Raw genomic sequence first — 24,605 nt, forward strand, 5'->3', positions numbered from 1 at the left:
TGATTAATTACTCCTTCAGCCAGCAACTCGCTAATTGTTATTCAACTTCAGAAATTATAACTAATTGAAGCACCTACAAAATTATGCCCTGAATTTTTATCCGTAAGTGATCCATTCGAGAAATGCCGGATATAAGCTTCTGTAGAAAAAGCCCCAAAGTTCCAGCCAAGAAACGCTTTTTCTCCAAAGGTAAATGCAGAATTGACACGCATATCATCTCGCGACTTAGATTTTATATAAGCCCCCAGACCAATACCGGTATAGATACCAGCGAAATGAACCAGCGCCACATCCTTCGAGATACCCAATACGCCCTGGTTATATTTATTGCAGGGAACGCTGCCAGAATGTTTACTGCAATCATCGCTACCCTTAGCCTTAAATCCTCCTAACTCCAGATTATTTCTTGCCTGTAAAAAGAAAAAATCGCTGGGTTCACTGTATGTCAGAAAAGCCGTATATAAGTGCTCAACCCCTCCTCTTCTTATACTTTCTCCCGCAGCAAAAGAGATCTGATGCTTGTTGCCCTTGCCAAAAAAAAACATTATCATTAGCAGAACATGCGAATGCACAAGGTAATAATAGATATATAAATATTCTCTTCATATACACTCCACCACCATTTCAATGTCAATAGTTATTTTTAACCGGCTAACATATTTAAAATTTTCTACGCCACGCTTACGCTCACAGAAACGGCTGATATAGCATCCACACTACGTTCTCCCCTTGAGTCGCCCCAACGGGTGCTCAAAACGCCGCGAGTGTTGTTCAGGCACATCCAGGATAAGTTATAAGTGAATGACACTCATTTCTGACCACATTTTCATTTATGATAAGAATATCGTCAGAATCTCTTTATCGCATAAAAATACCTCTGCTATTGACTTAATATTTAATTTAACAGATGTCGCGGTTTATTCGTTCTGCTCAGATGTATATCATTGACATTAATAAAACCATAAATAAATTCAGTTAAAATAATTTGTTAATAATGACAAGCTTTAGACGCTATGACTTTTAATAAGGAATTTCCTGCCAGTAAAGATAGTCTGGACTTACGGGTGCAAGGGCGCAGCAACATATGCCACACTTCTGTTATGTCACATTGTCCGAAAAAAGCGTCCAGACCAGTATTCAACTTCAGGGAGTATTCTGTTTTCTCTCACAACGGGTTGTTTTATCCTTTCTATCGTTCAGCTAATTACTCGCCTGTCACAGGTTTTACTACTTACCCATGCACTAATTAGGGTAAAATTTACGCGCTTGACAATGTGGCAAATCTGGACGATTTCCGCGCTGAAAACAATAATCATTCTAATAAAACTCAGGAGATACAGCATGCCTGAAGTAACACCTTTTCAGGTGCTTATTGTGGACGACCATCCACTTATGCGGCGAGGTATTCGTCAATTACTGGAACTGGACCCGGCTTTTCATGTCGTTGCCGAAGCGGGTGACGGGGCGAGTGCGATCGATCTGGCGAATCGCATTGAGCCCGATCTGATCCTGCTGGATCTGAATATGAAAGGTCTGAGCGGGTTAGATACCCTGAACGCGCTACGCCGGGATGGTGTGACGGCGCAAATTATTATTCTTACCGTCTCGGATTCCGCCAGCGACATCTACGCGCTGATCGACGCCGGCGCCGACGGTTATCTGCTCAAAGATAGCGATCCGGAAGTGCTGCTGGAGGCCATTCGCAAAGGCGCTAACGGCGGTAAAGTCTTTAGCGATCGGGTCAATGAATATCTGCGTGAGCGCGAACGGTTTGGCGCGCAGGAAGATCCCTTTAGTATCCTGACCGAACGAGAGTTAGATGTCTTGCATGAGCTGGCGCAGGGGCTTTCTAACAAACAGATTGCGTCAGTACTGAATATTTCTGAGCAGACGGTTAAGGTGCACATTCGTAATCTACTTCGCAAGCTAAACGTGCGCTCACGCGTCGCGGCGACCATTCTATTTTTACAAACACGCGGAATACAGTAACAAGCCAGGCCCGATGGCGCCACGCCACCGGGCCGTCAGGGCATTATTTCTCCTGCGCCAGCCGGATACTGCGCTCTATCACCGCCCGCCGGGCGTCACCCGCCGGCAGCAGCTTCAGCATCATCTCCCAGGCCGCCACCGCCTCGCCAAAGCGCTGCTGCTCAAAGGCGCTGAACGCATACAGGCTTAACACCCGGATATCCGTGTGGTCGCGGCTCACCAGCCGGCGCAGCAGCTCCCCGCCGCGGCGGTTATCCTCCGGGTCGGACGAGCGCGTCAGCGCCTCCGCGTAGCCCAGCGCCGCATCGCTGTTTTTCGGGTCCAGACGGTAAGCGTTCGCATAGGCCCCGGTGGCGGTACCGGCATTACCCAGTACCATACCGGTGCGCCCCAGCATGAGCCAGCCCTCAACATTGCCGGCATCATTCTGCAGGCGGGTGCGCAGCCCCAGCGCCAGCCGCGCCATCTCCTCCTCATTCAGCGGCTGCGCCTGCGGGTCCAGCGCCCGCGCCAGCAGTCCCGGCGTCTGCGCCGTTGCCTGCTGCCAGGCCCTCACCTGCGGATAGCTGCCGGTCAGGGCGTAGCTGCCGGCGCCGACCGCCAGCGCAATGACGGCCCCCGGCACGTAAACGCCCCACCCGGCGCGCGCGCCGCAAACCGGGGTGTCCGCCGGCAGCGGCTCCCGGCGCAGGCGCACCCGCCGGCGCGTCCGGGCGACGATTATCCACCCGCCCGCCACGATGGCGGCCAGCGGCAGCACCCACAGCAGCACCGTCAGCGGGGTCAGCGGCGGGTCGTAGGTGACAAAGTTGCCGTAGCGCGCCACCATATAATCGATGATTTCCTGGCGGCTCTTCCCCTCCTGCATCAGGTCATACACCCTGCGACGCATGTCGGTGGCTATCATCGCGTTCGAGTCCGCAATGCTGTTGTTCTGGCATTTCGGGCAGCGCAGCTGCTCCGTGAGCTGGCGGAACTGCTGCTCCTGCGCTTCATCTTTAAACGGCATCACGTCGGTGGTTGCCCGCGCTGACCCGGCGATAACCAGCGCCAGCATCAGCATCACCATGCCCGGTAACAGTCTCATTGCGCCGCCTCCCGGCTGTATCTGTCCCACAGCGGTTTCAGTTCACTTTCCCATACCCGGGCATTCAAATCGCCCGCATGGCGGTAGCGGATAATCCCCCTGCCGTCGATGAGGAAGGTTTCCGGCGCGCCGTACACGCCCAGGTCCAGCCCCAGCATCCCGTCGCTGTCCGATAAACTCAGCGCATACGGGTTGCCCAGTTCCTTTAACCAGGCCACCGCCTTCGCCCGGTCGTCCTTATAGTTCAGCCCCACCACCCGGATACCCTGCGCGGCCAGCCGGTTCAGGTACTGATGCTCGGCGCGGCAGGTCGGGCACCAGGTGGCCCAGACGTTAAGCAGCACCGGTTTCCCCTGCGTCAGCACCTCCGCCTCATAGTACTGACCCGGTGTCTCCAGCGATTCCAGGCGGAACGCCGGCACCGGCTTCCCGGTCAGCGCCGATTCGAGATTCGTCGGGTCATCCCCCTGCGCGTTGCGCGTCAGCTGCCACAGCAGCGCCGCGGCAATCAGCAGAAAAATCAGTAACGGTAATAACAGTACGTTGCGTTTCATCCGGCCTCCGGCAATGGTTTACGGCGGCGGTAGCGCGGGTCCGCCAGGCACAGCAGTCCGCCCAGCGCCATCAGCAGCCCCCCGGCCCATATCCAGCGGACAAACGGTTTGTAGTACAGGCGCACGGCCCACGCGCCGTTGTCCAGCTCCTCCCCGAGCGCGGCGTACAGGTCGCGGGTCAGCCCGCCGTCAATCGCCGCCTCGGTCATCACCATCCGGCTGGTGTTGTAGAGCCGTTTCTCCGCGTGCAGCACCGCCTCCGGCTCGCCGTGGCGCGTCACCCCGATGAGGGCCACCCCGCCGCGGTAGTTGGGGCCGGTGATGTCCCGCACCTCCCGGAAGGTGAAGCGGTAGTCGTGAATGGTCACGCTGTCGCCCGCCCGCATCCGCACGTCACGCTCCACGCTGTAATTCTGGCTGAAGGCGATGCCGGTAATCGTCACCGCCAGCCCGAGGTGCGCCGCCACCATTCCCCAGTAGCTGAGAGAGGTTTTCGTGCCGCGGGACACGCGCTGTACGGCTTCGGCCACCGCCAGCACCGCAATCCAGCAGGCCATCGCCATCCCCACCGCCGTCATGGCGATGATTTTATCTTCCAGCAGCCATGGCAAAAGTACCGACAGCACCAGGGTGGTGACAACGGCAGCCCACAGCAGTTTCCTGATGTTACGCGGCCGGTCCCGACCCCAGCGCACCAGCGGCCCCACCCCCAGCAGCAGGGCAAAGGGGACCATCAGCCAGGTGAACATGGTGTTAAAGAACGGCTCCCCCACCGAAATGCTGCCCAGCCCCAGCTGTTTGTGCACCAGCGGCAGCAGGGTGCCCAGCAGCACCACCAGCATGGCGGCCATCAGCAGGACGTTGTTGCCGAGCAGCAACGACTCGCGCGACCACAGCGCGTTGTTCACCCGCGAACGCACCCTGTGCCCGCGCACGGCGAACAGCAGCAGCGAGCCGCCGGTGACCAGCACCATAAAGGCGAGGATAAACATCCCGCGCGCCGGGTCGGAGGCGAAGGCGTGCACCGACACCAGCACCCCGGAGCGCACCAGGAAGGTGCCCAGCAGGCACAGCGAGAAGGCGCAGATGGACAGCAGCAGCGTCCACGCCTTGAAGCCGGCGCGCTGTTCGGTGACCGCCAGCGAGTGCAGCAGGGCGGTGCCCGCCAGCCACGGCATAAAGGAGGCGTTCTCCACCGGGTCCCAGAACCACCAGCCGCCCCAGCCCAGCTCGTAGTAGGCCCACGCCGAGCCGAGCACGATGCCCAGCGTCAGGAACACCCACGCCGCCAGCGTCCACGGGCGGGCAAAACGGGTGAACGCGCTGTCCAGACGCCCGCTCAGCAGCGCGGCGATGGCGAAGGCGAAGGCCACCGAGAAGCCGACATAGCCCATGTACAGCAGCGGCGGGTGGAAAATCAGCCCCGGGTCCTGCAGCAGCGGGTTCAGGTCACGCCCCTCCACCGGAAAGGCCGGCAGCGTGCGGGCGAACGGGCCGGAAGTGAACAGGATGAACGCCAGAAAACCGGCGCAGACCATCCCCATCACCGCCAGCACCCGGGCGACGATATCCGCCGGCACCTGCCGGCTGAACACCGCCACCGCCAGGGTCCAGCCGCTCATCAGCAGCACCCACAGCAGCAGCGAGCCCTCGTGCGCCCCCCAGGTGGCGGCCACCCGGTACCACACCGGCAGCTGCGTGTTCGAGTTGCCGGCGACATAGGCCACGGTGAAGTCGTTAACCACAAAGGCGTGTACCAGCACGAAAAACGCGCCCGCCACGCAGATAAACAGCAGCCAGGCGAACACCCCGGCCGACGCCATCATCCGCGCGTCGCCGCGCGCCACGCCCCACAGCGGGTAAACGGACAGCAGCAGCGCCACGCCGAGCGCCAGGCACAGCAGCGCGTGGCCGTATTCAGGCATCATGATGAGGTGTCCTTATCAGCGCGTTGCGGGCGGCGGTGGTTTTCCTGCATCGCCTTTTCCACTTCCGGCGGGGTGTAGTTCTCGTCATGCTTGGCCAGCACCTCGTGCGCCAGGACGTGGTTGCCCTTCTCCAGGATGCCCTGCACCACCACCCCCTGCCCCTCGCGGAACAGGTCCGGCAGTATCCCCTCATAGCTCACCGTCACCGCCCCCTCGGCGTCGTAGAGGCTGAAGTTCACCTTCAGCGAGTCCGGGTCGCGCCTGACGCTGCCGGGCATCACCATCCCGCCGACGCGCAAACGCTGGCCCGCCGCCGGCAGCTGCTGCGTCTCGCGCTTGCCGTAGAGGATTTCGCCGGGGGTATAGAACAGGTCGATATTCGCGCGCAGCGCGTACAGGACCAGGGCGGTGGTCAGCGCCAGGCCCGCCAGCACCGCGCAGACCACCCATAGCCGGTTTTTACGTCGCAGGTTCACGCGGCCTCCTGTTGCGCCTGTGCGGCACGCATCCGCGCCTCGCGCGCCCGCTGCTGCGCCACGCCGCGCAGAATGGCCCGGCGCTGCAGCACCGTGTGCAGCGCCAGCAGCGCCAGCGGCGCCACGGTCATCGCCACCGCCAGCCAGACAAAAAAGGCGTACCCGCCCATGGCGAAAAAATCGCTCCACGATGAAAATGCCGGACTCACCGGTGCCCCCTTTTCAGTATCAGTTCGCTCACCCACGGGCGGCGTTTTTCCATCAGTAAAATCAGGTTGCGCATCCGCATCAGCGAAAGCGTCATAAAGAGCAGCAGGAAGCCGGCGATGGCCCAGCGCAGCGGCGAGCGCATCGCCGGGTCGATACTCTGCTGCATCCGCGTCGAGCCCTGGTGCAGGGTGTTCCACCACTCGACGGAATAGTGGATAACCGGCAGGTTCACCACGCCGACCAGCACCAGAATGCCCGCCGCGCGCCCGGCCATTTTACGGTCGTCAAAGGCGTGCCACAGGGCGATGACCCCGGCGTAGAGAAACAGCAGCACCAGCTCCGAGGTCAGGCGCGCGTCCCACACCCACCAGGTGCCCCACATCGGTTTGCCCCACGCCGCGCCGGTGACCAGCGCGATGAAGGTGTACACCGCCCCCACCGGCGCCATCGCCGCGACGGCAAGGCTGGCCATTTTCATCTGCCAGACCAGCCCGGTGAACGCCGCCACCGCCATCGCCGCATAGATACCCATCGACCAGATGGCCGCCGGGACATGCAGGTACATAATGCGGTAGCTCTCCCCCTGCTGGTAGTCCGCCGGGGCGAAACCAAAGCCCCGGACCCAGCCGGTGGCCAGCGCGATGATGCCGGCCGCCGCCAGCCACGGCACGAGCCTGCCGCAAATCTGATACAGCCGGGGCGGCGCCGCCAGCTGATGAAGGGTTTTCCACATAGTCGTCACCTGACCTCCTGAAACCAGTAAAATGTCCGTCGTGCCGGGGCGCTACTGCGTACTGATGCGCAGCGCCGCCGCGGTGGCGAACGGGCTTAACGTCGCGCTGCCCGCCAGCAGCGCCCCCAGCACCGCCAGATAGCCGTCAACGGGTAAATGCATCGATGCCGCATCCATCGCCGCGGCGGCGAAAATCAGCACCGGGACACTCAGCGGCAGCACCAGAATGCCCAGCAGGACGCCGCCGCGCCGCAGGCCGGCCGTCAGCGCGACGCCCGGCGCGGCGAGAAACCCCAGCGCCGGCGTGCCGAGCAGCAGCGTCAGCGCCATGATTTTCCAGCCGTACACGTCCATCCCCAGCAGCAGCGCCACCAGCGGGGAGAGCATCATCAGCGGCAGGCCGGTCACCGCCCAGTGGGCCAGCACCTTCGCCAGCACCACCGCCGGCAGCGGCACCGGCAGCAGCATCAGCTGCTCCAGGCTGCCGTCCTGCAGGTCGTCGCGAAACAGCCGCTCCAGCGCCAGCAGCGAGGCCAGCAGCGCCGCCACCTGGATGATGCCCGGCGCGATACGCGCCAGCAGCTGCGGCTGCGGCCCGACGCTTAACGGAAACAGAGTGATGACCATCAGGAAGAACCACAGCGGGCCGGCGATGTCCGCGCCGTGGCGGAACGCCACGCGCAGTTCGAGACAGAAGACACGCCACATCACAGCCCGGCCTCCCCGCCGGTCAGCACCAGGCGGCGGACGGTGTCCGCGGCCCCCGGCAGCGGCTGGTGGGTGGTGAGAATGACCATCCCGCCCTGCGCCGTGTGCGCCGCCATCCGCCGGGTGAGGCGCGCCACGCCGTTAACGTCAATGGCGGTGAACGGCTCGTCGAGCACCCACAGCGCGGCGCGGGTCAGCCACAGGCGGGCCAGCGCCACCCGGCGCTGCTGCCCGGCCGAGAGCCGGGCGACCGGCACGTCCTCAAATCCCGCCAGCCCGGCCTGCGCCAGCGCCTCCGGGAGACGCGCGCCGTCGCCGGGGTGGAAAAAGTGCAGGTTCTCCCGCGCCGTCAGGCGGGATTTAATCCCCGGCTGGTGCCCTATCCACAGCAGGCTGCGATGGAAGCTGTCGCGCACGCGGCGCAGGGGCTCGCCCTGCCAGTACACCTCCCCGCCGTCCGGGCGCGCCAGCCCGGTCAGCAGGCGCAGCAGGGTGGTTTTTCCGGCGCCGTTGCCGCCGGTGACCTGCACCCACTCCCCGGCCTCCACGGTGAACGACAGCCCGCGAAACAGCGTCCTCTCGTCCCGCTCGCAGTACAGATCTCTGGCTTCAAGCATTCCCACTCATCAACGTCCTGTCAGAAACCTGGTTTAACATCACGCATATCCGGCAGTTTATGCGCGATCCCTTTGTGGCAATCGATACAGGTCTGTCCATCTTTTACCGCCTGATCGTGCATTTTCGCCGCGACGCCTTTTTGCGCGGTCAGATCCATAAAGTCGAAATTGTGGCAGTTACGGCATTCCTGCGAGTTGTTGTCTTTCATGCGCCGCCACTCATTTTGTGCCATTGTCAGGCGATGAGCTTCAAATTTCTGCGGTGTATCTATCAGCCCAAATACCTTCGCGTACAGCTCTTTACTGGCTTTGATCTTACGGATCATCTTCGGCCCCCACTCATGCGGCACATGGCAGTCAGGACAGGTGGCACGAACGCCGCTACGGTTGTTGTAGTGGACGGTTTCCATATACTCCTCATACACCGTGTTGCGCATTTCATGGCAGCTAATACAAAACTCTTCGGTGTTGGCCTTTTCCATTCCGGTATTGAAGCCGCCCCAGAAGATGATGCCGCCGATAAAACCGATTAACAGCAGCGTCCCCAACGCCAGGCGGCTGGGGCTGCGCCACCATCGCCAGACGCGCTTTATCCAGCCGGGTTTACGGTTAGAATTTTCCATAATGACCTCTTATTTCCCGTAACCTTGCGAGGGGGTAAAGGTATTGTCGATAATCGGCGCGGTATCAGACTGCGGTACGTGGCACTGCAGGCAGAAATAACGACGCGGCGCGACGTTGCCCGACACTTTACCGTCGCTGTCCATAAAGTGCGTCGGACTGATACGCGGCGCGCCCGTCGTACGATAACTTTCCACGCCGTGGCATTGCAGACAGCGGTTGGTATTGGTCGTCACCTGGTAGCCCTCGACGCTGTGCGGGATCATCGGCGGCTGGTTGACGTAATTTAGCGGCATACGTTCCTGCTCTTTCGGCATACGAATCGCCCCTTCCTGCGTCCCGGATACTTCCGGCGACTGGCTCAGATCCACTCCGTTTGCCGCCCAAACCGCACCACTTACCACCAGGGCAAGCGTGGCCATCCATTGACACAGCGCTTTCATCAGGTCATGGCTTTTCATTGTTTCGCTCCCGAACTCCATCGCATTTACACTTCATCCTTCGAGCTGCCTCTTTGTTGGCTGCGCTCGAAAATCCCAGTCACATCGTTATCTATGCTCCTGGAGATTTCCTCGCTTACCGCCGCGATGCATCCCGAATGATGTTGCGTATCGTTATTGTAAAAACATCCTCAGAACAGACATCCACGCAGCGACCGCAGGTCATGCAGTCGCGGTGAGTGACCTGCGCCGGGCTTTGCTCATCCAGCACCGGCGCACGTAGCACATGCGGTTCCGGGCAAACATGAAAACAATCCATACAGCGATTACATTTCTCACGTTTTTTGGCCGTCACGGTCACTACGCCTTTACTGCCCAGCACGCCATACAGCGCGCCCATCGGGCAAATATGGCCGCACCAACCGTGCTCAACGACTAATAAATCAAATAAAAACAAAGCAATAATCAGCAACGCGCCGCTACTAAATCCCATAACCAGACTACGGCCTAACAGCGACACGGGATTAATCCATTCCCACAGCAGCGTGCCGGTCAAGGCCGAACCGATTAACACCACCACCAGAAGGACGTACCGTATATGGCGTGGAATCGTCGCAGACTGGTTCAGGTCAAATTTCCTGCGCATCCAGTTAGCCAAATCGGTAACGGGGTTTAGCGGGCAAACCCAACTGCAAAATAATCGCTTTCCCGCCAGCGCATACAGCACAGCGATAATCACTGCTCCCGTCAGCGCCACGGTAGCGGGAAGATGTCCACTGGCGAGACTTTCCAGGGTAATCAGCGGATCGGTCAACGGGAGGGTATCGAACAGCAAACTACTGCTGTAGTTGCCATGCAAAACCCAAAAGCCCAGCCACGGGCCGCTGAGAAACATCCCCAGCACCATAAACTGGCTGATACGGCGTAACACCAGCCAGCGGTGGCTACGCCACCAGCCTTTTTTCGCCCGCGCTTCTCGCCCGGCGTCGCGTTTACGATTTGCCATCTTTCCCCTCCAGCCAGCCGAAGCGGTAATGGTGTCCTAACTCCCCTTTCGCCAATGACAACGGCAACACTTTTATCGCTGGTTGCTCCAGTACGCAGACTTTTTCGCATTTGCCGCAGCCGGTACAGGCGTCGCTGTGTACGGTGGGCAGAAAGCGCGCATGTTTGCCGGTGCGCATGTTGCGATCCAGTTCCAGCGTGATGGCCTCATCGATTTTCGGGCATTCGCGGTAACAAACGTCGCAGCGCAGCCCCTGAAAGTTGAGGCAGTTTTCCTGATCCAGCAGCACCGCCAGCCCCATGCGCGAGTCATCAATGGAGGCGATATCTTTATTCAGCGCCCCGCTGGGGCAGACTTTGGCGCACGGAATGTCTTCACACATTTCGCAGGGGATGTCGCGAGCGACGAAATAGGGCGTACCTGCCGATAGCCCGGAGGCCAGCGTCGCCAGTTTTAGCGTGTCGTATGGACACACCTGAACGCACTGCCCGCAGCGCACACAGGCGCTGGCGAAGACATTTTCATTCAGCGCGCCAGGCGGACGCAGCCGCACGCCCGTTGCGCGCGCGGTTTGCTGTTGCAAGCCCAGCGCCACGCCAACCGCCGCCAGCCCGCCCGCAGTGCGCACAACATCACGCAGGAAGCGGCGGCGGCCATTTTGGGGTTTCGCTGTACGGGACATAACGCGTTACACCTTCGCCAGCTTAACGGCGCACTTCTTGAAGTCCGTCTCTTTAGAGAGCGGGTCCGTCGCATCCAGCGTCAGGTTGTTCACTAGCTGAGCGGCATCGAAGAACGGCATATACACCAGTCCCTGCGGCGGACGGTTACGTCCACGCGTTTCGACAATCGAAATCACTTCGCCGCGGCGGGACGACACTTTAACCTTATCCCCACGACGCAGATCGCGCGCTTTCGCATCCAGCGGGTGAATAAAGACCACTGCTTCCGGGAAGGCGCGATGCAATTCAGGCACGCGGCGCGTCATACTGCCGGTATGCCAGTGTTCCAGCACGCGACCGGTGGAAAGCCACAGATCGTACTCGTTGTCCGGCGACTCCGCCGCGGGTTCAAATGGCAGCGCGAAGATCACCGCTTTGCCATCCGGTTTACCGTAGAATTTGTACCCTTCCCCCGCTTTTACATACGGGTCGTTGCCTTCGCTGTAACGCCATTGCGTCTCTTTGCCTTCGACGACCGGCCAGCGCAGACCGCGCGCGTTGTGGTAATCGTCGAACGGCGCCAGATCGTGCCCGTGGCCACGTCCAAACCAGGCGTATTCTTCAAACAACCCTTTTTGCAGATAGAAGCCCAGCTCACGAGACTCATCGTTTAACTGATCCTCTTTCAACTCGCTCAACGGGAATTTGCTGACCGCCGGCGTGGCGAACAGAACGTCATACAGCGTTTTGCCGCGCAGCTCCGGCTTCTGGGCCAGCAACGCCTCCGGCCAGACCTCCTCGGTTTTAAAACGACGGGAGAACTGCACCAGTTGCCAGAGGTCGGATTTGGCTTCGCCCGGCGCTTTAATTTGCTGACGCCAGAACTGCGTGCGGCGTTCGGCGTTGCCGTAAGCGCCTTCTTTCTCAACCCACATGGCGGTCGGCAGGATCAGATCAGCAGACAGCGCGCTCACCGTCGGGTAAGGATCGGAGACAATGATAAAGTTACGCGGATCGCGCCAGCCCGGCATCCGATCTTCATTGATGTTCGGCCCGGCCTGCATATTGTTATTACACATTACCCAGTAGACGTTCAGCTTGCCGTCTTTCAACGCGCGATCCTGCGCCACCGCGTGTAAACCCACTTTTGCCGGGATAGTGCCAGCGGGGATCTGCCAGTGTTTTTCGCAGATATCACGGTGTTTTTCGTTCGTCACGACCATGTCTGCGGGCAGACGGTGTGAGAAGGTTCCCACTTCACGCGCCGTACCGCAGGCGGAAGGCTGGCCGGTCAGCGAGAAAGGACCGCAGCCAGGCTGGGAGATTTTTCCGGTCAGCAGATGGAGGTTGTAAACCAGGTTATTCGCCCACACGCCGCGGGTATGCTGGTTAAAACCCATCGTCCAGTAAGAGATCACGCGCTTATTCGGATCGGCGTAGAGCTGTGCCAACTGTTCCAGTTGATCTTTCGGCACGCTGGTCATTTCAGCGGTCTTGTCCAACGTATATTCCGCCACGAAGGCTTTATACTCGTCGAAGCTCATCGGCTCGGAAGCGTCGGAGCCCGGATTCTTCGCCGCTTTTTCCAGCGGGTGCGTCGGGCGTAAGCCGTAGCCGATATCCGTCGCCCCTTTACGCAGATTCACATGCTTTGTGAAGAAATCCTGATTTACCGCGTTGTTCTGAATAATGTAATTCGCGATATAGTTAAGGATCACCAGATCGCTTTGCGGGGTAAAGACAATACCGTTGTCCGCCAGTTCAAAGCTGCGGTGCTGGAAGGTGGAGAGGACAGCAACCTTCACGTTCGGGTCGGACAAACGGCGGTTAGTGATGCGCGACCATAAAATCGGGTGCATCTCCGCCATGTTGGACCCCCACAGCACAAACGCATCGGCCTGCTCAATATCGTCGTAGCAGCCCATCGGTTCATCCATGCCAAAGGTGCGCATAAAGCCCACCACCGCCGAGGCCATGCAGTGACGCGCATTCGGGTCGATGTTGTTAGAGCGGAAACCAGCCTTGAACAGTTTCGCGGCGGCATAGCCTTCCCAGATGGTCCATTGACCCGATCCAAACATGCCGATCGCTTCTGGTCCTTTCTCTTTCAGGGAGGTTTTAAACTTCTCCTCCATCACATCGAAGGCCTGTTCCCAGCTCACCGGCGTAAACTCGCCGTCTTTGTGATAGCTGCCGTCTTTCATGCGCAGCATCGGCTGCGTCAGACGATCTTTACCGTACATGATTTTGGGAAGGAAATAGCCTTTAATGCAGTTCAGACCACGGTTGACCGGCGCGTCGGGGTCGCCCTGGCAGGCGACCACACGGCCCTGCTGCGTTCCCACCAACACACCGCAACCCGTTCCGCAAAAACGGCACGGCGCTTTATCCCATTTGATGGCTTCCTGCTGCCCGACAACGGCGCGGGCGACGCCCGGCACGCTCAGACCGGCAGCCGCCGCAGCGGCCGCAACGGCGTTAGCTTTCATAAAGCTACGACGACTGAGTTTCATGGTGTTTCCTCACCTTGCTCATCCTGCTGGTGATAAACCAGCGACACCGCCAGTACGCCCTCGACATTGCGTACTGACTCAATTGTTTGCATCAGCGTTTCACTCTGATCTGCTTCCGCCACCACGATCAGCTGCCCGCTTTCAACGTCGCTTAACGCGACTTCGCAACCCGACAACGTGTTCAACTGTGTGCCAATGGCGGCGATGTTCTGACTTTTGGCCTGCACGACCAGGCTACAGACCTGCCAGTTAGTGCGCATGGTGGTTCTCCGCTTTGATGGCTGACACGGGACAGATAGCCACACACGCCCCGCATCCGTTACAGGCCTGCGAGTCAAGCTGCGGCTGGTAAATGCCGGATAGCGTGGGACGAAAGGTAATGGCCATAGGTTCACAACTGTCCTGGCAGCGATGGCATTCAACCGATTGCCTGGCGAGGCAGTTTTCCGTGAGCGTAAAAACCAGATCCCAGGCCCTGGTGTGGCGCGGAAGAAAGAGAGATTCGGGACAGGCCTGCGCACAGGCATAACAAAAGCTGCACTCGCCCCGTTTGAAATCTACGCTCGGATATCCCCCCGCCCCTCGCTGCAGGATGTCGGCCTCACACGCCTGGATGCAGGCGTCGCAACGCAGACAATGTGCGAGAAAATAGGTCGTTTCTCTGGCCCACGGCGGAAGAATCCCATTGCTGGCGTTGCGCCAACTGCCGGTCAACATGCTTCGACGGGATAAATCAACCATGATATCGCCCTTCCATAACGACACGCTTCCATAGGGAGTGAATGCCAATAAAAACCGTACAATTTATGAGTAGTTATTTTTGTAAATAAGATATTTCAGGATGTGTAAGAGATGCATACCCCGATAGAGGTAAATGCTGTTGCTGGATCAAAAGAGTGCCGGGTAAAGACCCGTAAACGTGCTTTTTCTCACATTTCAATGAGTTATATAGATACTTATATAACGAAAATCACTAATAGTTGATAATTTCATTTACGTTATCAATATCGGAATATTCCACTATATAAAAAGACACTATTTTATTAATAATCTTGAAAATATGAGTAAATACAGATTAATAGATAAAATAAATATGTTAATCTGTCTCCCATGCATACCGAAAACAGCAGAAAGGAAATACTGTGAACAATCAAATGAAGATGTTTGTCCCTGCCGTCGTCTTCGCCGCCCTCGCCAGCGCCTCTGCCTGGGCTAACAATGGTGATACCGCCCAGCCGCTGGAAAAAATCGCCCCCTATCCGCAGGCGGAAAAAGGAATGAAGCGGCAAGTGATAACCCTTACCCCTCAGCAGGATGAATCTACCCTCAAAGTGGAACTGTTGATTGGTCAAACGCTGAATGTGGATTGTAACCAGCATCGCCTCGGCGGCACGCTGGAAACAAAAACGCTGGAAGGCTGGGGCTATGACTATTATGTCTTTGATAACGTCACCTCTCCGGTATCAACCATGATGGCCTGCCCTGAAGGTAAGAAAGAGCAAAAATTCGTCACCGCCTGGCTGGGTGAAGACGGGATGGTGCGCTACAACAGCAAGCTGCCGATCGTGGTGTATACCCCGGCGAATGTGGACGTGAAATACCGCATCTGGAAAGCGGACGCTAACGTACAGAACGCCGTCACGCGATAATGTTACGCTGCCCGGTCACACTTACCGGGCATCTGAACACGCCGACTCACGCAGCGCTCCGGGGTTCTTTTCAAAACACGTCTGGAAATCCGCTCGCCCGATGCCTGGTGGCGACGCGTAGCATCTTATCAGGCCTACCCGCGTGCGGACGTAGGGCTGCCATCAGGCGGTTCATCCGGCCATTACGCAGTACGCGCAACCGCATCACGCGAGGCGGCATCACGTTCGTCGCCGGTGAGTTCGGTTAGCTGTCCGTTGCGCATTTCAAGCAGACGATCGGCGTGAATAAAATAGTGATCATCATGGCTGATGGCGAAAATGGTTTTGCCCATTTCCTGCATTAACGGCAACAGCACCTGATAAAACTCCCGGCGGAAATGCGGGTCCTGATCGGCGGCCCACTCATCCAGCAAAATAATATCGCGCTCTTCCGCCAGCGCCAGCAGCAGCGCAATGCGCTTTTTTTGCCCTTTCGACAGTTTAAGATTCAAAATGCGCCCATCGTTTAGCTCCAGCTTGTGCGTCATTTTCAGATGCTCAAGCCACTTTTCGACCAGAGCGGGATTGGCGGGTTTCCCCTGCGGCCCCAGCAGGCGGTCGAATAACCACACATCGGTGAACACCGCAGAAAACAGTTTGCGATAATCTTCCGGCTGCCCGGCGGCAATAGGTTGACCATCAAGTAAAATCGTTCCCGATTGCGGCTGGTATAAACCGGTCAATAACATGGCCAGCGTCGATTTCCCGCTACCGTTGCCGCCAATTAAAAACAGCAGTTCGCCGCGGTGAATCGTCAGGTTGATGGGCCCCACGGAAAACGCGTTATCCTGATAGTAGAAAACCACGTTGCGCAGCTCCAGCGTCTTCCAGTCGGGAAAGGCTTTCGGCTGTGGAAAATCAGGCTTATACGGGGCGAGCGCGAATTTATTCAGTTTATTAAACGCCACCTGGGCGGTCAGTAGGGTTGGCAACGCCCCCACCGCAGACAGCAGCGGCGTGCGCAGGAACAGCAACGTCAGTGAATAGGTCGCCGCGACGTTGGTATCCGCCCAGCCGAGACTATTCGCCATCCAGAAGACCAGGCCTATCGCTCCTAGCATCATGATATTCGACCAGTTGACGGCGCTCAGGTGAAAAGTATCGGCACGGATAATGTGATGACGGTACTCTTTGGCATCCGGGGTATAACATTGCTGAAAAATCTGCTCCGCACGCTCGCGGTTTAGCGTCAGCTCTTTGCGTCCTTCCAGCACCGTCTGATAGTCGTTGTACAGCTTATCTTCGGTCTCGCGCAGGGTCGCCATATGCTGGTAAACCCGCGCCACCAGCACAAATCCGCCCCAGATAGTGACCGCCATCCAGATAGCCGTAACCAGCAGCATTTTTGTCGATAGCATCGCCAGATACGCCGCCGAGCCGACGGTGAGGATAATGCCCTGCACCAGCTCAGGCAGACGCACAAAGGCGATAGTAATATTGCGAATATCGCTGGTCAGACCGGCCAGTAAAGAGGCGCTGCCCAGTTGCTCAATGCGTTCAACGTGCGTATCCAGAATGCGCTTGATAAATTCGCTGCGCAGGCGGTAAACGAAATGGTGTCCCAGAGTGGTGAGCGCCAGTTGGGAACCTAATGTGACGACCATTAGCAACAGGAGCAGACCGAGAAATTCCGGCAGCACCATGACGGTGGTGTCCACCGTTTCAATCAGGCGCTGATTGATAAACGCGATCAGGCCAATCCCCAGCGCCGCGCTGGCGAGGCTCAGCGCCATCACGCTAATAAATGGCCAGCGGTACTGCCGCCAGACAAGAATAAGAAGTTCCATGCATACAACCCGGACCGATAATAACAGCCCGCAGTTTAACTAACTCCACCTGCACGGCAATAATAATTCTTATTTTTATTCTTTTTCAGCCGCCTGGCGGAAGGTGAGATTGTAACGAAATTCACCGGTCATGGGATGAAAGCCCGCTTTAAGCGGCTGGATACCATGATAAAACAGCCGGGACTCGCCGCCCCAGACCACGATATCGCCATGCTCCAGTAAGATCCGCTGGAGCGGATCGCTGCGACGCAGGCCGCCAAACTGAAAAACCGCCGGCCCCCCCAACGAAACTGAGACAATAGGCGCGCGCAGATCCGGCTCGTCTTTATCCTGATGCAGCGACAGTTTTGCGCCGGGCGCGTAGCGATTGATCAGGCAGGCGTCCGGTTGGAAGCTCGCATACCCTGCCGCGATTGCCGCCTGACGACATACGCTGGCAAACGATAACGGCAGCGCAGGCCAGGGTTTATCGGTCAACGGATCGCGCACGGCATAACAATAACCGTGACGATCGGTGGTCCACCCTAACGCGCCGCAGTTGGTCATCGCCACCGACATGGTGTAGCCGCCCGGCGTCACCATCTGACGAAACGGAGACTGACTGGCGACAAACCCGATATCGTCTAATAGCGACTGCGCCGCGCGAAACGCAAAGCGGCGCAACACCACCGCGCCAGGCGCCAGGGGCTCTTGCCAGGGCGCTTCATCAGCAAATAGATCCAGCATTGCTACTCCTCTTTTTGCGCTTCTCGCTTTAATAGCTGCGCTTTTCGACGCACGCCCCAACGATAACCGGAGAGCGCGCCATCGCGACGCACGACCCGATGACACGGGATCACCATCGCCAGTTTATTCGCGCCGCACGCGCTGGCGACCGCGCGTACCGCCGTGGGTTTGCCGATAGTCGCGGCAAGCTGTTGATAGCTTACGGTTTCGCCGCAGGGAATTGCGCATAACGCGCCAGACCTGCTGTTGAAACGCGGTTCCCTGGATATCCAGCGGCAACGAGAGCAGCACATCGCGTGTGTTGATAGCCGCGACAACCTGCCGCACCCGTTGCTGAAAAAGCGCGTCAGCAGGTTCGTGGCGGGCCGCCGGGAACAGGGTGTGTAATTCAGCCAGTAGCGCGTCGTCGCTATCACCGGGGAGAATCGCGCAAATCCCCCGCTCGCTCTCCGCCACCAGGCACCGTCCGTAAACCCAGTCCGTCAGCGCATAGCGAACGGAGACATTATCGCCGCCTTTGCGAAACTGTTTTGCCGTCATGCCCAGCGTCTGGTCGGCATGACGGTAGTAGCTACTGCTATCCGGGAAGCCAGCGCGGTAAATAGCCGCCGTGATCGGCTCTCCTTTCGCCAACGCCTCACGCAGCCGCCGGGCGCGCCACGCCTGCTGCCACCCTTTCGGCGTCATTCCGGTGCTCACTTTAAACAGACGGTGCAGATGAAACGGGCTCATCGCCACCGCCTGCGCCAGAGACGCCAGCGTTACCGGCGTCTCCTGCTCAAGTAAACGGCAGGCGCAGGCAATCTTATCCAACCGCCGTTGCTGCGCGCGCGCATTATCCGGCTGACAGCGCTTGCAGGGGCGAAAACCGGCGTCCAGCGCCTGCTCCGCGTTGGCAAAAAAGCTAACATTTTTACGTAATGCCCGCTTCGAGCGACAAGAAGGACGGCAAAAAACGCCGGTGGTTCGCACCGCAAAAACGAAACGCCCATCCGCGCTGGCATCGCGCGCCTGCACCCGCAGCCAGCATTCATCATCGGTAAGTAACGCTTTTTTCATCATAGACTCCTTCATTAAGCATAGTGCTTGCTTACATGCAGTGTGTCCGTAAATCCGCCCACAAAAACCCGTAATCTTGCGTTTTAATTCTTATCGCTCACCAGGAACGTTTTGAACTGCGGCGACATCCAGGTTTTAAAGCCTTCACCTTCTTTCATGATCATAAAGACCGCCAGCCCTTCCCGCCGCACGACCTCTTGCGCCTTTTGCGTACCGAGCACCATCAGGCCGGTGTCCCAGCCATCCGCTTCCAGCGCCGTTGGCGCAATGACCGTAACCGATACCAGGTTGTGTTCAATGGGGCGCCCCGTTTGCGGATCGATAACGTGCGAGACGCGCTTGCCATCCAGCTCATAATAGTTACGGTAGCTGCCGGAGGTGCTGATGCCATGCCCGTTGATATCCACAATCGCCTGCACCGCGTTTTCCCGGTCGGTCGGCTTCTGAATCGCGACGCGCCACGGCTGCCCCTGCGCATTCATCCCGCGACTGCTTAATGCGCCGCCCACCGAGACCAGATAACGCGCAATGCCCTCCTGCTCCATCAGACGCGCCAGATGATCCGCCGCATAGCCCTCCCCGACCGTGGAGAGATCAACATAAAGATCCGGCAGATCTTTTTGCAAAAACTGATGTCCAGCCCTGTCGATAACCTGCAAATGTTGCAGGCCTGTTTTCGCTTTTGCCGCATCGATTTGTGCTGGTGTTGGGATATGCAGCGGCTGCCGATCCGGTCCAAACCCCCACAGATTGACCAGCGGGCCCACGGTGATATCCATCGCGCCATCCGTCTTCGCGCCAATACGCAGCGCCGAGGTCACGATATCCGCCATGGCTTCGCTGACCGGCCAGGGCGCAAGGCTGCGTGAATGGTTAAAACGCATTAGCGCGGAGTCATTTTTATAGGTAGAAAGCAACCAATCATCAGCATCAAGCTGAGTCTGGATTTTAGTCTGTAACTCTGCGGCACGTTTCGCATCGATACCAACCACGCTCACCCGCCAGAGGGTCCCCATCGTTTTACCTTCCAGCACCTGAGCGGCAGGTGACGCTGTTGTCGTTTCGGGAGCCTCATCGCAGCCCATAAGTAAAAAAGCCGCCGCCAGACACACGGCCCGGCAAAAAGTCATTTTCATCGCTGTTTATCCTCATTCGAATGGACGCAAGCGTATATCAAAACGTCGTATTTGTACGCCGGAATAAGGCATGAAAAAAGGGCCCGCAGGCCCTTTAGCAACATCTTTTGCTGATTAGAACTGGTAAACCAGACCCAGCGCTACGATGTCGTCGGTGTTGATGCCCGCATCGCGGGTAAAGTCGTTTTTATCCAGCAGGTTGATTTTGTAATCAACATAGGTGGACATGTTTTTGTTGAAGTAGTAAGTCGCGCCGACATCAACATATTTTACGATGTCCTGGTCGCCATAGCTGGCGCCGTAGCCGTTGCTGATGTCCTTACCTTTAGACTGCAGGTAAGCCACAGACGGACGCAGACCAAAGTCGAACTGGTACTGAGCAACCACTTCAAAGTTCTGCGCTTTGTTGGCAAAACCGTAAGAGGTGGACGGGTTGCTACCGTTAGAGGTACCAAAACGGGTTGCGTTATAGGTCTGAGAATACTGCGCTGCCAGATAGATGTTGTTCGCATCGTATTTCAGGCCGCCGGTGTAAACCGTGGCGCGATCGCCGTTACCATACAGGCGAGCGTTAGCGGTGTTGTTCTGATCGGCAGTACGTTTAGACGTGGTGATAGCGCCACCGACAGAGAAGCCTTCGCCGATTGCATAAGTCAGCGATCCGCCGTAACCGTCACCGTTCTGGTTCAGCAGGCTGCGACCGTTGGTGTTTTCACCGCTCACGCTGCCGTTTTTGCCCTGATACTGCAACGCGAAGTCCAGGCCATCCACCAGGCCGAAGAAGTCGGTGTTACGGTAGGTGGCATAGCCGTTACCACGCTGCTGCATAAAGTTGTCAGCGCCGTAGGTGTCGCCGCCGAACTCCGGCAGAACGTCGGTCCAGGAGGTCACGTCATAGGTTACGCCGTAGTTACGACCATAATCGAAGGAACCTGCGTCAGCGAATTTCAGACCCGCAAACGCCACACGCGTCCAGGAGTCGTTGCTGCCTTCAGTCTGGTTGCCCTGAATCTGATATTCCCACTGGCCATAACCGGTCAGCTGATCGTTAACCTGCGTTTCGCCTTTGAAGCCGATACGCATGTAGGTCTGGTCGCCGTCGCTGCCTTTGTCGTCAGAGAAGTAGTGCAGGCCATCAACTTTACCAAACAGGTCTAATTTGTTGCCGTCTTTATTATAAATTTCAGCCGCATTCGCTGCGCCCGCCACCAGCAGAGCTGGTACCAGGAGGGACAGTACTTTAACTTTCATGTTATTAACCCTCTGTTATATGCCTTTATTGCTTTTTTATGCCACTGCTTACTGGTTAACCCTCATTAACCAGTCGGCAAGTCCATTCTCCGCAAAAATACAGAATAATCCAACACGAATATGATACTAAAACTTTTAAGATGTTACAGTTATCTACATAGATGTTTCAAAATATGAATTTTACGGAACTTTTTTAAAGCAAAAATCAAGTAAAAATAAGCACAAATAGACAAAATATATTCACGAAACTTTTAAAATCAACGGGTTAAATTGATGAAATTCATAGCACTGAATGATAAAACAGAATCTTCATTCGCAACTAAAATAGTGACCGCTATCATCATTAACTTTATTTATTACCGTCATTCACTTCTGAATGTCTGTTTACCCCTATTTCAACCGGATGCTTCGCATTCGGTTTTTTTTACCCTTTTTCAGACACACCCGGCTGATTTATGCTACCTGCCTAAAACTATCACGGTTATCCACTACCCTCCCCTGCTCGACCGTTCGTAAGACATTAGCAAATAATTTCTTGATATTTAGTGCTAAACATTTATAAGTAGTCTTTATATTTGTACCGTTCTGCGAAGGTTGTACGCTTTTCCCGTCCCGCCGACGGAGCGCGTGTTAAGTTGCCCGGCATGACGTAAGAGTCTGGAAATTCATTCATTACCCTTTATACTGCCCTTCACCTTCAGCGTTGCTTTTACAGGTCGTAAACATAAATGAGTCAGTCTGACACAACGGTCTCTACCCGATTCTCCCTTCTACCGGGAAGCATTACCCGTTTCTTCTTATTGCTGATCATTGTGCTGCTGGTAACGATGGGCGTTATGGTACAGAGCGCCGTCAACGCCTGGTTGAAAGACAAAAGCTATCAAATTGTCGATATCACCCACGCTATTCATAAACGCGTGGATACCTGGCGGTATGTTACCTGGCAAATTTATGACAACATCGCCGCGACCACTACGCCATCGACAGGTGAAGGACTTCAGGAAACGCGTCTGAAGCAGGATGTGTATTATCTTGAAAAGCCGCGACGTAAAACTGAAGCGCTGATTTTCGGTTCCCATGACAGCGCCACGCTGGAAATGACGCAGCGTATGTCAACCTATCTGGATACGCTGTGGGGCGCGGAAAACGTGCCGTGGTCAATGTATTACCTCAACGGACAGGATAACAGCCTGATTCTTATCTCTACCCTACCGTTGAAAGATCTCTCTTCCGGCTTTAAAGAGTCCACTATTGGCAATATCGTCGATTCCCGCCGGGCAGAGATGTTGCAGCAGGCGAATGCGCTGGATGAGCGCGAAAGTTTCTCCTCATTGCGAAAACTGGCCTGGCAAAACGGTCACTATTTTACGCTGCGCACGACCTTCAATCAGCCAGGACATCTGGCAACCGTGGTGGCGTTTGATCTGCCCATTAATGATTTAATCCCGCCGGGAATGCCGCTGGACAGTTTTCGGATAGAGCCTGACGCAACCCAGGCGACGGGGCGAAGCAGTGAAAAGGAAGCGCCAGATAGCGTCACGATTAGCTTTAACGGTTCAAAAATTGAGATCTCCTCAGCGCTTAACTCTACCGGAATGCGCCTGATCTGGCAGGTACCGTTCGGTACGCTTTTGCTTGATACGTTGCAAAATATTTTGCTGCCTTTACTGCTGAACATCGGGCTGCTGGCGTTGGCGTTATTTGGCTACGCCACGTTCCGTCATCAGCCGGGACGGTCGACGGAATCGACATCCGGCAACGCGGCGAATAATGAGCTTCGCGTCTTACGCGCCATTAATGAAGAGATCGTTTCTCTGCTGCCGCTGGGTCTGCTGGTCTACGATCAGGAAGGCAACCGCACCGTGATCAGCAATAAAATCGCCGATCATCTGTTGCCGCATCTTAACCTGCAAAATATTACCAGCATGGCGGAACAGCATCAGGGCGTGATTCAGGCGACAATTAATAACGAACTGTATGAGATCCGTCTGTTTCGCAGCCAGATCGCTCCCCGCACGCAGATCTTTATTATTCGCGATCAGGACCGGGAAGTGCTGGTGAATAAGAAGCTTAAACAGGCGCAGCGTTTGTATGAGAAGAATCAGCAGGGCCGCGCCGCCTTTATGCAAAATATCAGCAACACGCTTAAAGAGCCCGTACGCCAACTGGCGGTTAACGCCGCGGCAGTCACCACGCCGGAAAGCCTGAAACTGGCGGATCAGGCGGATGTATTGGTACGTATGATCGATGAAATCCAACTGGCGAATATGCTGGAAAATGACGCATGGAAGAGCGAAGCAACGCTGTTCTCCCTGCAGGATCTTATTGACGAAGTCGTGCCGGAAGTGCTGCCCGCCATTAAGCGTAAAGGGCTGCAACTGCTGATTAATAACCATCTTAGCGGCAACGATGAACGCTGGGGCGATCGCGACGCCCTGCGCCGGATTTTGCTGCTGTTGATTCAGTATGCCGTCACGACGACTGCTATGGGTAAAATTACGCTTGAAGTCGAGCAGGATGAATCTATCGCGGAGCGTCTGACTTTCCGTATTCTGGATACGGGCGAAGGTGTAACGTTAAACGAGATTGATAATCTGCATTTCCCGTATATGAATGAAACGCAGGGCGATCGTTACGGCAAAGCGAATCCGCTCACCTTCTGGCTGTGCAATCAACTGGCGCGCAAACTGGGCGGTCATCTCAACATTAAAGCGCGAGAAACGCTGGGCACGCGCTATACCGTTCATGTCAAAATGCTTCCTCACGATCAGCATACTCAGGTCGAAGAGCGCCTGCTGGACGACGTGAGCGTGATGGTCGATGTGACGTCCAACGAGGTTCGCGCGATTGTGCTGCGTCAGTTAGAAAACTGGGGCGCCACCTGCATCACGCCGGATGAAAGGCAGATAAGTCAAGAATATGATCTCTTTTTAACGGATAATCCGTCTAATCTTACTGCCTCGGGCTTGCTTTTAAGCGATGATGAGTCAGGCGTGCGGAAAATTGGCCCGGGTCAGTTGCGCGTCAACTTTAATATGAGCAATGCTATGCAGGAAGCTGTACTACAACTTATCGAAGAGCAGCTGGCGCAGGAAGAGATTCCCGCCTCCCCGCTCGGCGGAGATGAAAATGCCGAGCTTCATGCCAGCGGCTATTATGCGCTATTTGTAGACACAGTACCGGATGATGTTAAGAGGTTGTATACTGAGGCGGCAACCAGCGATTTCGCTGCGCTGGCCCAAACGGCCCACCGCCTGAAAGGGGTGTTTGCCATGCTTAATCTGGTACCCGGCAAGCAGTTATGTGAAACGCTGGAACATCTGATTCGTGAGAAAGATGCTCCAGGTATAGAAAAATATATCAGCGACATTGACGCCTACGTCAAAAGCTTGCTGTAGCAAGGTAGCCCAATAC

General features: G+C 56.7%; 22 protein-coding genes and 2 pseudogenes. 3 read left to right on the forward strand and 21 right to left on the reverse strand.

Annotation, left to right across the window (positions count from 1 at the left end; genetic code table 11):
- Positions 1-47: 47 nt before the first annotated feature.
- Positions 48-612: pseudogene (pagL, locus tag ACFK9X_RS15935) on the reverse strand (lipid A 3-O-deacylase PagL).
- Positions 613-1,341: 729 nt separating this feature from the next.
- Between pagL and narP the strand changes: the two are divergent.
- Positions 1,342-1,989: a nitrate/nitrite response regulator protein NarP gene (narP, locus tag ACFK9X_RS15940; protein WP_001115497.1), complete on the forward strand. Its 648-nt coding sequence runs from the start codon at positions 1,342-1,344 to the stop codon at positions 1,987-1,989.
- A gap of 43 nt (positions 1,990-2,032) precedes the next feature.
- Here the strand turns inward: narP and ACFK9X_RS15945 are convergent, their stop codons facing one another.
- The 15 genes from ACFK9X_RS15945 to napF form a co-directional block, all read right to left on the reverse strand.
- Positions 2,033-3,076: a cytochrome c-type biogenesis protein CcmH gene (locus ACFK9X_RS15945; RefSeq protein WP_053521161.1), complete on the reverse strand. Its 1,044-nt coding sequence runs from the start codon at positions 3,074-3,076 to the stop codon at positions 2,033-2,035.
- Positions 3,073-3,630 (reverse strand): thiol:disulfide interchange protein DsbE, encoded by a 558-nt coding sequence (dsbE, locus tag ACFK9X_RS15950; RefSeq protein WP_114063919.1) that lies wholly within the window; start codon positions 3,628-3,630, stop codon positions 3,073-3,075. The genes ACFK9X_RS15945 and dsbE overlap by 4 nt, the downstream gene beginning before the upstream one ends.
- Positions 3,627-5,558 carry a heme lyase CcmF/NrfE family subunit gene (locus ACFK9X_RS15955; protein ID WP_053445614.1) on the reverse strand — a complete coding sequence of 644 codons (1,932 nt, stop codon included), beginning with the start codon at positions 5,556-5,558 and terminating at the stop codon, positions 3,627-3,629. Before ACFK9X_RS15955 ends, dsbE begins: the two co-directional genes overlap by 4 nt.
- The gene (gene ccmE, locus ACFK9X_RS15960; protein WP_151115165.1) at positions 5,555-6,034 is read right to left on the reverse strand and encodes a cytochrome c maturation protein CcmE; all 480 of its coding nucleotides are present in this window, start codon (positions 6,032-6,034) and stop codon (positions 5,555-5,557) included. The genes ACFK9X_RS15955 and ccmE overlap by 4 nt, the downstream gene beginning before the upstream one ends.
- Positions 6,031-6,243, reverse strand: coding sequence for a heme exporter protein CcmD (gene ccmD, locus ACFK9X_RS15965; RefSeq protein ID WP_000074110.1), 213 nt, complete (start codon positions 6,241-6,243; stop codon positions 6,031-6,033). The genes ccmE and ccmD overlap by 4 nt, the downstream gene beginning before the upstream one ends.
- On the reverse strand, positions 6,240-6,977 hold the full coding sequence (locus ACFK9X_RS15970; RefSeq protein WP_000266003.1) for a heme ABC transporter permease: 738 nt from the start codon (positions 6,975-6,977) through the stop codon (positions 6,240-6,242). The genes ccmD and ACFK9X_RS15970 overlap by 4 nt, the downstream gene beginning before the upstream one ends.
- A gap of 51 nt (positions 6,978-7,028) precedes the next feature.
- Positions 7,029-7,688: a heme exporter protein CcmB gene (gene ccmB / locus ACFK9X_RS15975; RefSeq protein WP_061378614.1), complete on the reverse strand. Its 660-nt coding sequence runs from the start codon at positions 7,686-7,688 to the stop codon at positions 7,029-7,031.
- A complete protein-coding gene (gene ccmA / locus ACFK9X_RS15980; RefSeq protein WP_080077949.1) occupies positions 7,685-8,302 on the reverse strand; it encodes a cytochrome c biogenesis heme-transporting ATPase CcmA in 618 nt (205 codons plus the stop codon). The genes ccmB and ccmA overlap by 4 nt, the downstream gene beginning before the upstream one ends.
- A 20-nt stretch (positions 8,303-8,322) precedes the next feature.
- Positions 8,323-8,925 carry a cytochrome c-type protein NapC gene (gene napC, locus ACFK9X_RS15985; protein WP_000431778.1) on the reverse strand — a complete coding sequence of 201 codons (603 nt, stop codon included), beginning with the start codon at positions 8,923-8,925 and terminating at the stop codon, positions 8,323-8,325.
- A gap of 9 nt (positions 8,926-8,934) precedes the next feature.
- Positions 8,935-9,384 (reverse strand): nitrate reductase cytochrome c-type subunit, encoded by a 450-nt coding sequence (napB, locus tag ACFK9X_RS15990; protein WP_000835182.1) that lies wholly within the window; start codon positions 9,382-9,384, stop codon positions 8,935-8,937.
- Between the two features lie 115 nt (positions 9,385-9,499).
- Positions 9,500-10,369, reverse strand: coding sequence for a quinol dehydrogenase ferredoxin subunit NapH (napH, locus tag ACFK9X_RS15995; RefSeq protein WP_000013533.1), 870 nt, complete (start codon positions 10,367-10,369; stop codon positions 9,500-9,502).
- Positions 10,356-11,051 (reverse strand): ferredoxin-type protein NapG, encoded by a 696-nt coding sequence (napG, locus tag ACFK9X_RS16000; RefSeq protein WP_151117003.1) that lies wholly within the window; start codon positions 11,049-11,051, stop codon positions 10,356-10,358. The genes napH and napG overlap by 14 nt, the downstream gene beginning before the upstream one ends.
- A 6-nt stretch (positions 11,052-11,057) precedes the next feature.
- A complete protein-coding gene (gene napA, locus ACFK9X_RS16005; RefSeq protein ID WP_151117005.1) occupies positions 11,058-13,544 on the reverse strand; it encodes a nitrate reductase catalytic subunit NapA in 2,487 nt (828 codons plus the stop codon).
- Positions 13,541-13,804: a chaperone NapD gene (gene napD, locus ACFK9X_RS16010; protein WP_079968925.1), complete on the reverse strand. Its 264-nt coding sequence runs from the start codon at positions 13,802-13,804 to the stop codon at positions 13,541-13,543. Before napD ends, napA begins: the two co-directional genes overlap by 4 nt.
- Complete coding sequence (napF, locus tag ACFK9X_RS16015) at positions 13,794-14,285, reverse strand: ferredoxin-type protein NapF (protein ID WP_000228065.1); 492 nt, start codon at positions 14,283-14,285, stop codon at positions 13,794-13,796. The genes napD and napF overlap by 11 nt, the downstream gene beginning before the upstream one ends.
- Before the next feature lie 413 nt (positions 14,286-14,698).
- Between napF and eco the strand changes: the two genes are divergently transcribed.
- Positions 14,699-15,193 (forward strand): serine protease inhibitor ecotin, encoded by a 495-nt coding sequence (eco, locus tag ACFK9X_RS16020; protein ID WP_061380659.1) that lies wholly within the window; start codon positions 14,699-14,701, stop codon positions 15,191-15,193.
- Between the two features lie 182 nt (positions 15,194-15,375).
- On the opposite strand, the gene ACFK9X_RS16025 is transcribed toward eco, so the two are convergent.
- From ACFK9X_RS16025 to ACFK9X_RS16045, 5 genes and pseudogenes are all read right to left on the reverse strand, one after another.
- Entirely contained in the window at positions 15,376-17,019 is a 1,644-nt protein-coding gene (locus ACFK9X_RS16025) for a multidrug ABC transporter permease/ATP-binding protein (RefSeq protein WP_151117007.1), read from the reverse strand.
- Positions 17,020-17,094: 75 nt separating this feature from the next.
- Positions 17,095-17,745: a DNA oxidative demethylase AlkB gene (gene alkB / locus ACFK9X_RS16030; protein ID WP_114043193.1), complete on the reverse strand. Its 651-nt coding sequence runs from the start codon at positions 17,743-17,745 to the stop codon at positions 17,095-17,097.
- 2 nt (positions 17,746-17,747) lie between these two features.
- Positions 17,748-18,807, reverse strand: a pseudogene (gene ada, locus ACFK9X_RS16035) (bifunctional DNA-binding transcriptional regulator/O6-methylguanine-DNA methyltransferase Ada).
- A gap of 80 nt (positions 18,808-18,887) precedes the next feature.
- Positions 18,888-19,940: an FAD:protein FMN transferase ApbE gene (gene apbE, locus ACFK9X_RS16040; protein WP_000784307.1), complete on the reverse strand. Its 1,053-nt coding sequence runs from the start codon at positions 19,938-19,940 to the stop codon at positions 18,888-18,890.
- A 114-nt stretch (positions 19,941-20,054) separates the two neighbouring features.
- A complete protein-coding gene (locus ACFK9X_RS16045) occupies positions 20,055-21,191 on the reverse strand; it encodes a porin OmpC (protein WP_000865526.1) in 1,137 nt (378 codons plus the stop codon).
- Between the two features lie 728 nt (positions 21,192-21,919).
- On the opposite strand from ACFK9X_RS16045, the gene rcsD reads away from it, so the two are divergent.
- Positions 21,920-24,589, forward strand: a complete 2,670-nt coding sequence (rcsD, locus tag ACFK9X_RS16050) for a phosphotransferase RcsD (protein ID WP_000083201.1) — start codon at positions 21,920-21,922, stop codon at positions 24,587-24,589.
- The last annotated feature ends 16 nt before the right edge of the window (positions 24,590-24,605 follow it).

The organism is Salmonella sp. WC3, assembly GCF_042932255.1.
In the GTDB taxonomy this organism is placed as follows: Bacteria; Pseudomonadota; Gammaproteobacteria; order Enterobacterales; family Enterobacteriaceae; genus Salmonella; species Salmonella enterica.

Bases quoted from the DNA above. Each gene is read 5' to 3' on its own strand.
- napC (WP_000431778.1), bottom strand. From the start codon at position 8,925: ATGGAAAATTCTAACCGTAAACCCGGCTGGATAAAGCGCGTCTGGCGA.
- apbE (WP_000784307.1), bottom strand. From the start codon at position 19,940: ATGAAAATGACTTTTTGCCGGGCCGTGTGTCTGGCGGCGGCTTTTTTA.
- napD (WP_079968925.1), bottom strand. From the start codon at position 13,804: ATGCGCACTAACTGGCAGGTCTGTAGCCTGGTCGTGCAGGCCAAAAGT.
- napF (WP_000228065.1), bottom strand. From the start codon at position 14,285: ATGGTTGATTTATCCCGTCGAAGCATGTTGACCGGCAGTTGGCGCAAC.
- ACFK9X_RS16045 (WP_000865526.1), bottom strand. From the start codon at position 21,191: ATGAAAGTTAAAGTACTGTCCCTCCTGGTACCAGCTCTGCTGGTGGCG.
- ACFK9X_RS15970 (WP_000266003.1), bottom strand. From the start codon at position 6,977: ATGTGGAAAACCCTTCATCAGCTGGCGGCGCCGCCCCGGCTGTATCAG.
- alkB (WP_114043193.1), bottom strand. From the start codon at position 17,745: ATGCTGGATCTATTTGCTGATGAAGCGCCCTGGCAAGAGCCCCTGGCG.
- napB (WP_000835182.1), bottom strand. From the start codon at position 9,384: ATGAAAAGCCATGACCTGATGAAAGCGCTGTGTCAATGGATGGCCACG.
- narP (WP_001115497.1), top strand. From the start codon at position 1,342: ATGCCTGAAGTAACACCTTTTCAGGTGCTTATTGTGGACGACCATCCA.
- eco (WP_061380659.1), top strand. From the start codon at position 14,699: ATGAAGATGTTTGTCCCTGCCGTCGTCTTCGCCGCCCTCGCCAGCGCC.
- napG (WP_151117003.1), bottom strand. From the start codon at position 11,051: ATGTCCCGTACAGCGAAACCCCAAAATGGCCGCCGCCGCTTCCTGCGT.
- ACFK9X_RS15945 (WP_053521161.1), bottom strand. From the start codon at position 3,076: ATGAGACTGTTACCGGGCATGGTGATGCTGATGCTGGCGCTGGTTATC.
- ACFK9X_RS15955 (WP_053445614.1), bottom strand. From the start codon at position 5,558: ATGATGCCTGAATACGGCCACGCGCTGCTGTGCCTGGCGCTCGGCGTG.
- napA (WP_151117005.1), bottom strand. From the start codon at position 13,544: ATGAAACTCAGTCGTCGTAGCTTTATGAAAGCTAACGCCGTTGCGGCC.
- ACFK9X_RS16025 (WP_151117007.1), bottom strand. From the start codon at position 17,019: ATGGAACTTCTTATTCTTGTCTGGCGGCAGTACCGCTGGCCATTTATT.
- ccmA (WP_080077949.1), bottom strand. From the start codon at position 8,302: ATGCTTGAAGCCAGAGATCTGTACTGCGAGCGGGACGAGAGGACGCTG.
- napH (WP_000013533.1), bottom strand. From the start codon at position 10,369: ATGGCAAATCGTAAACGCGACGCCGGGCGAGAAGCGCGGGCGAAAAAA.
- dsbE (WP_114063919.1), bottom strand. From the start codon at position 3,630: ATGAAACGCAACGTACTGTTATTACCGTTACTGATTTTTCTGCTGATT.
- rcsD (WP_000083201.1), top strand. From the start codon at position 21,920: ATGAGTCAGTCTGACACAACGGTCTCTACCCGATTCTCCCTTCTACCG.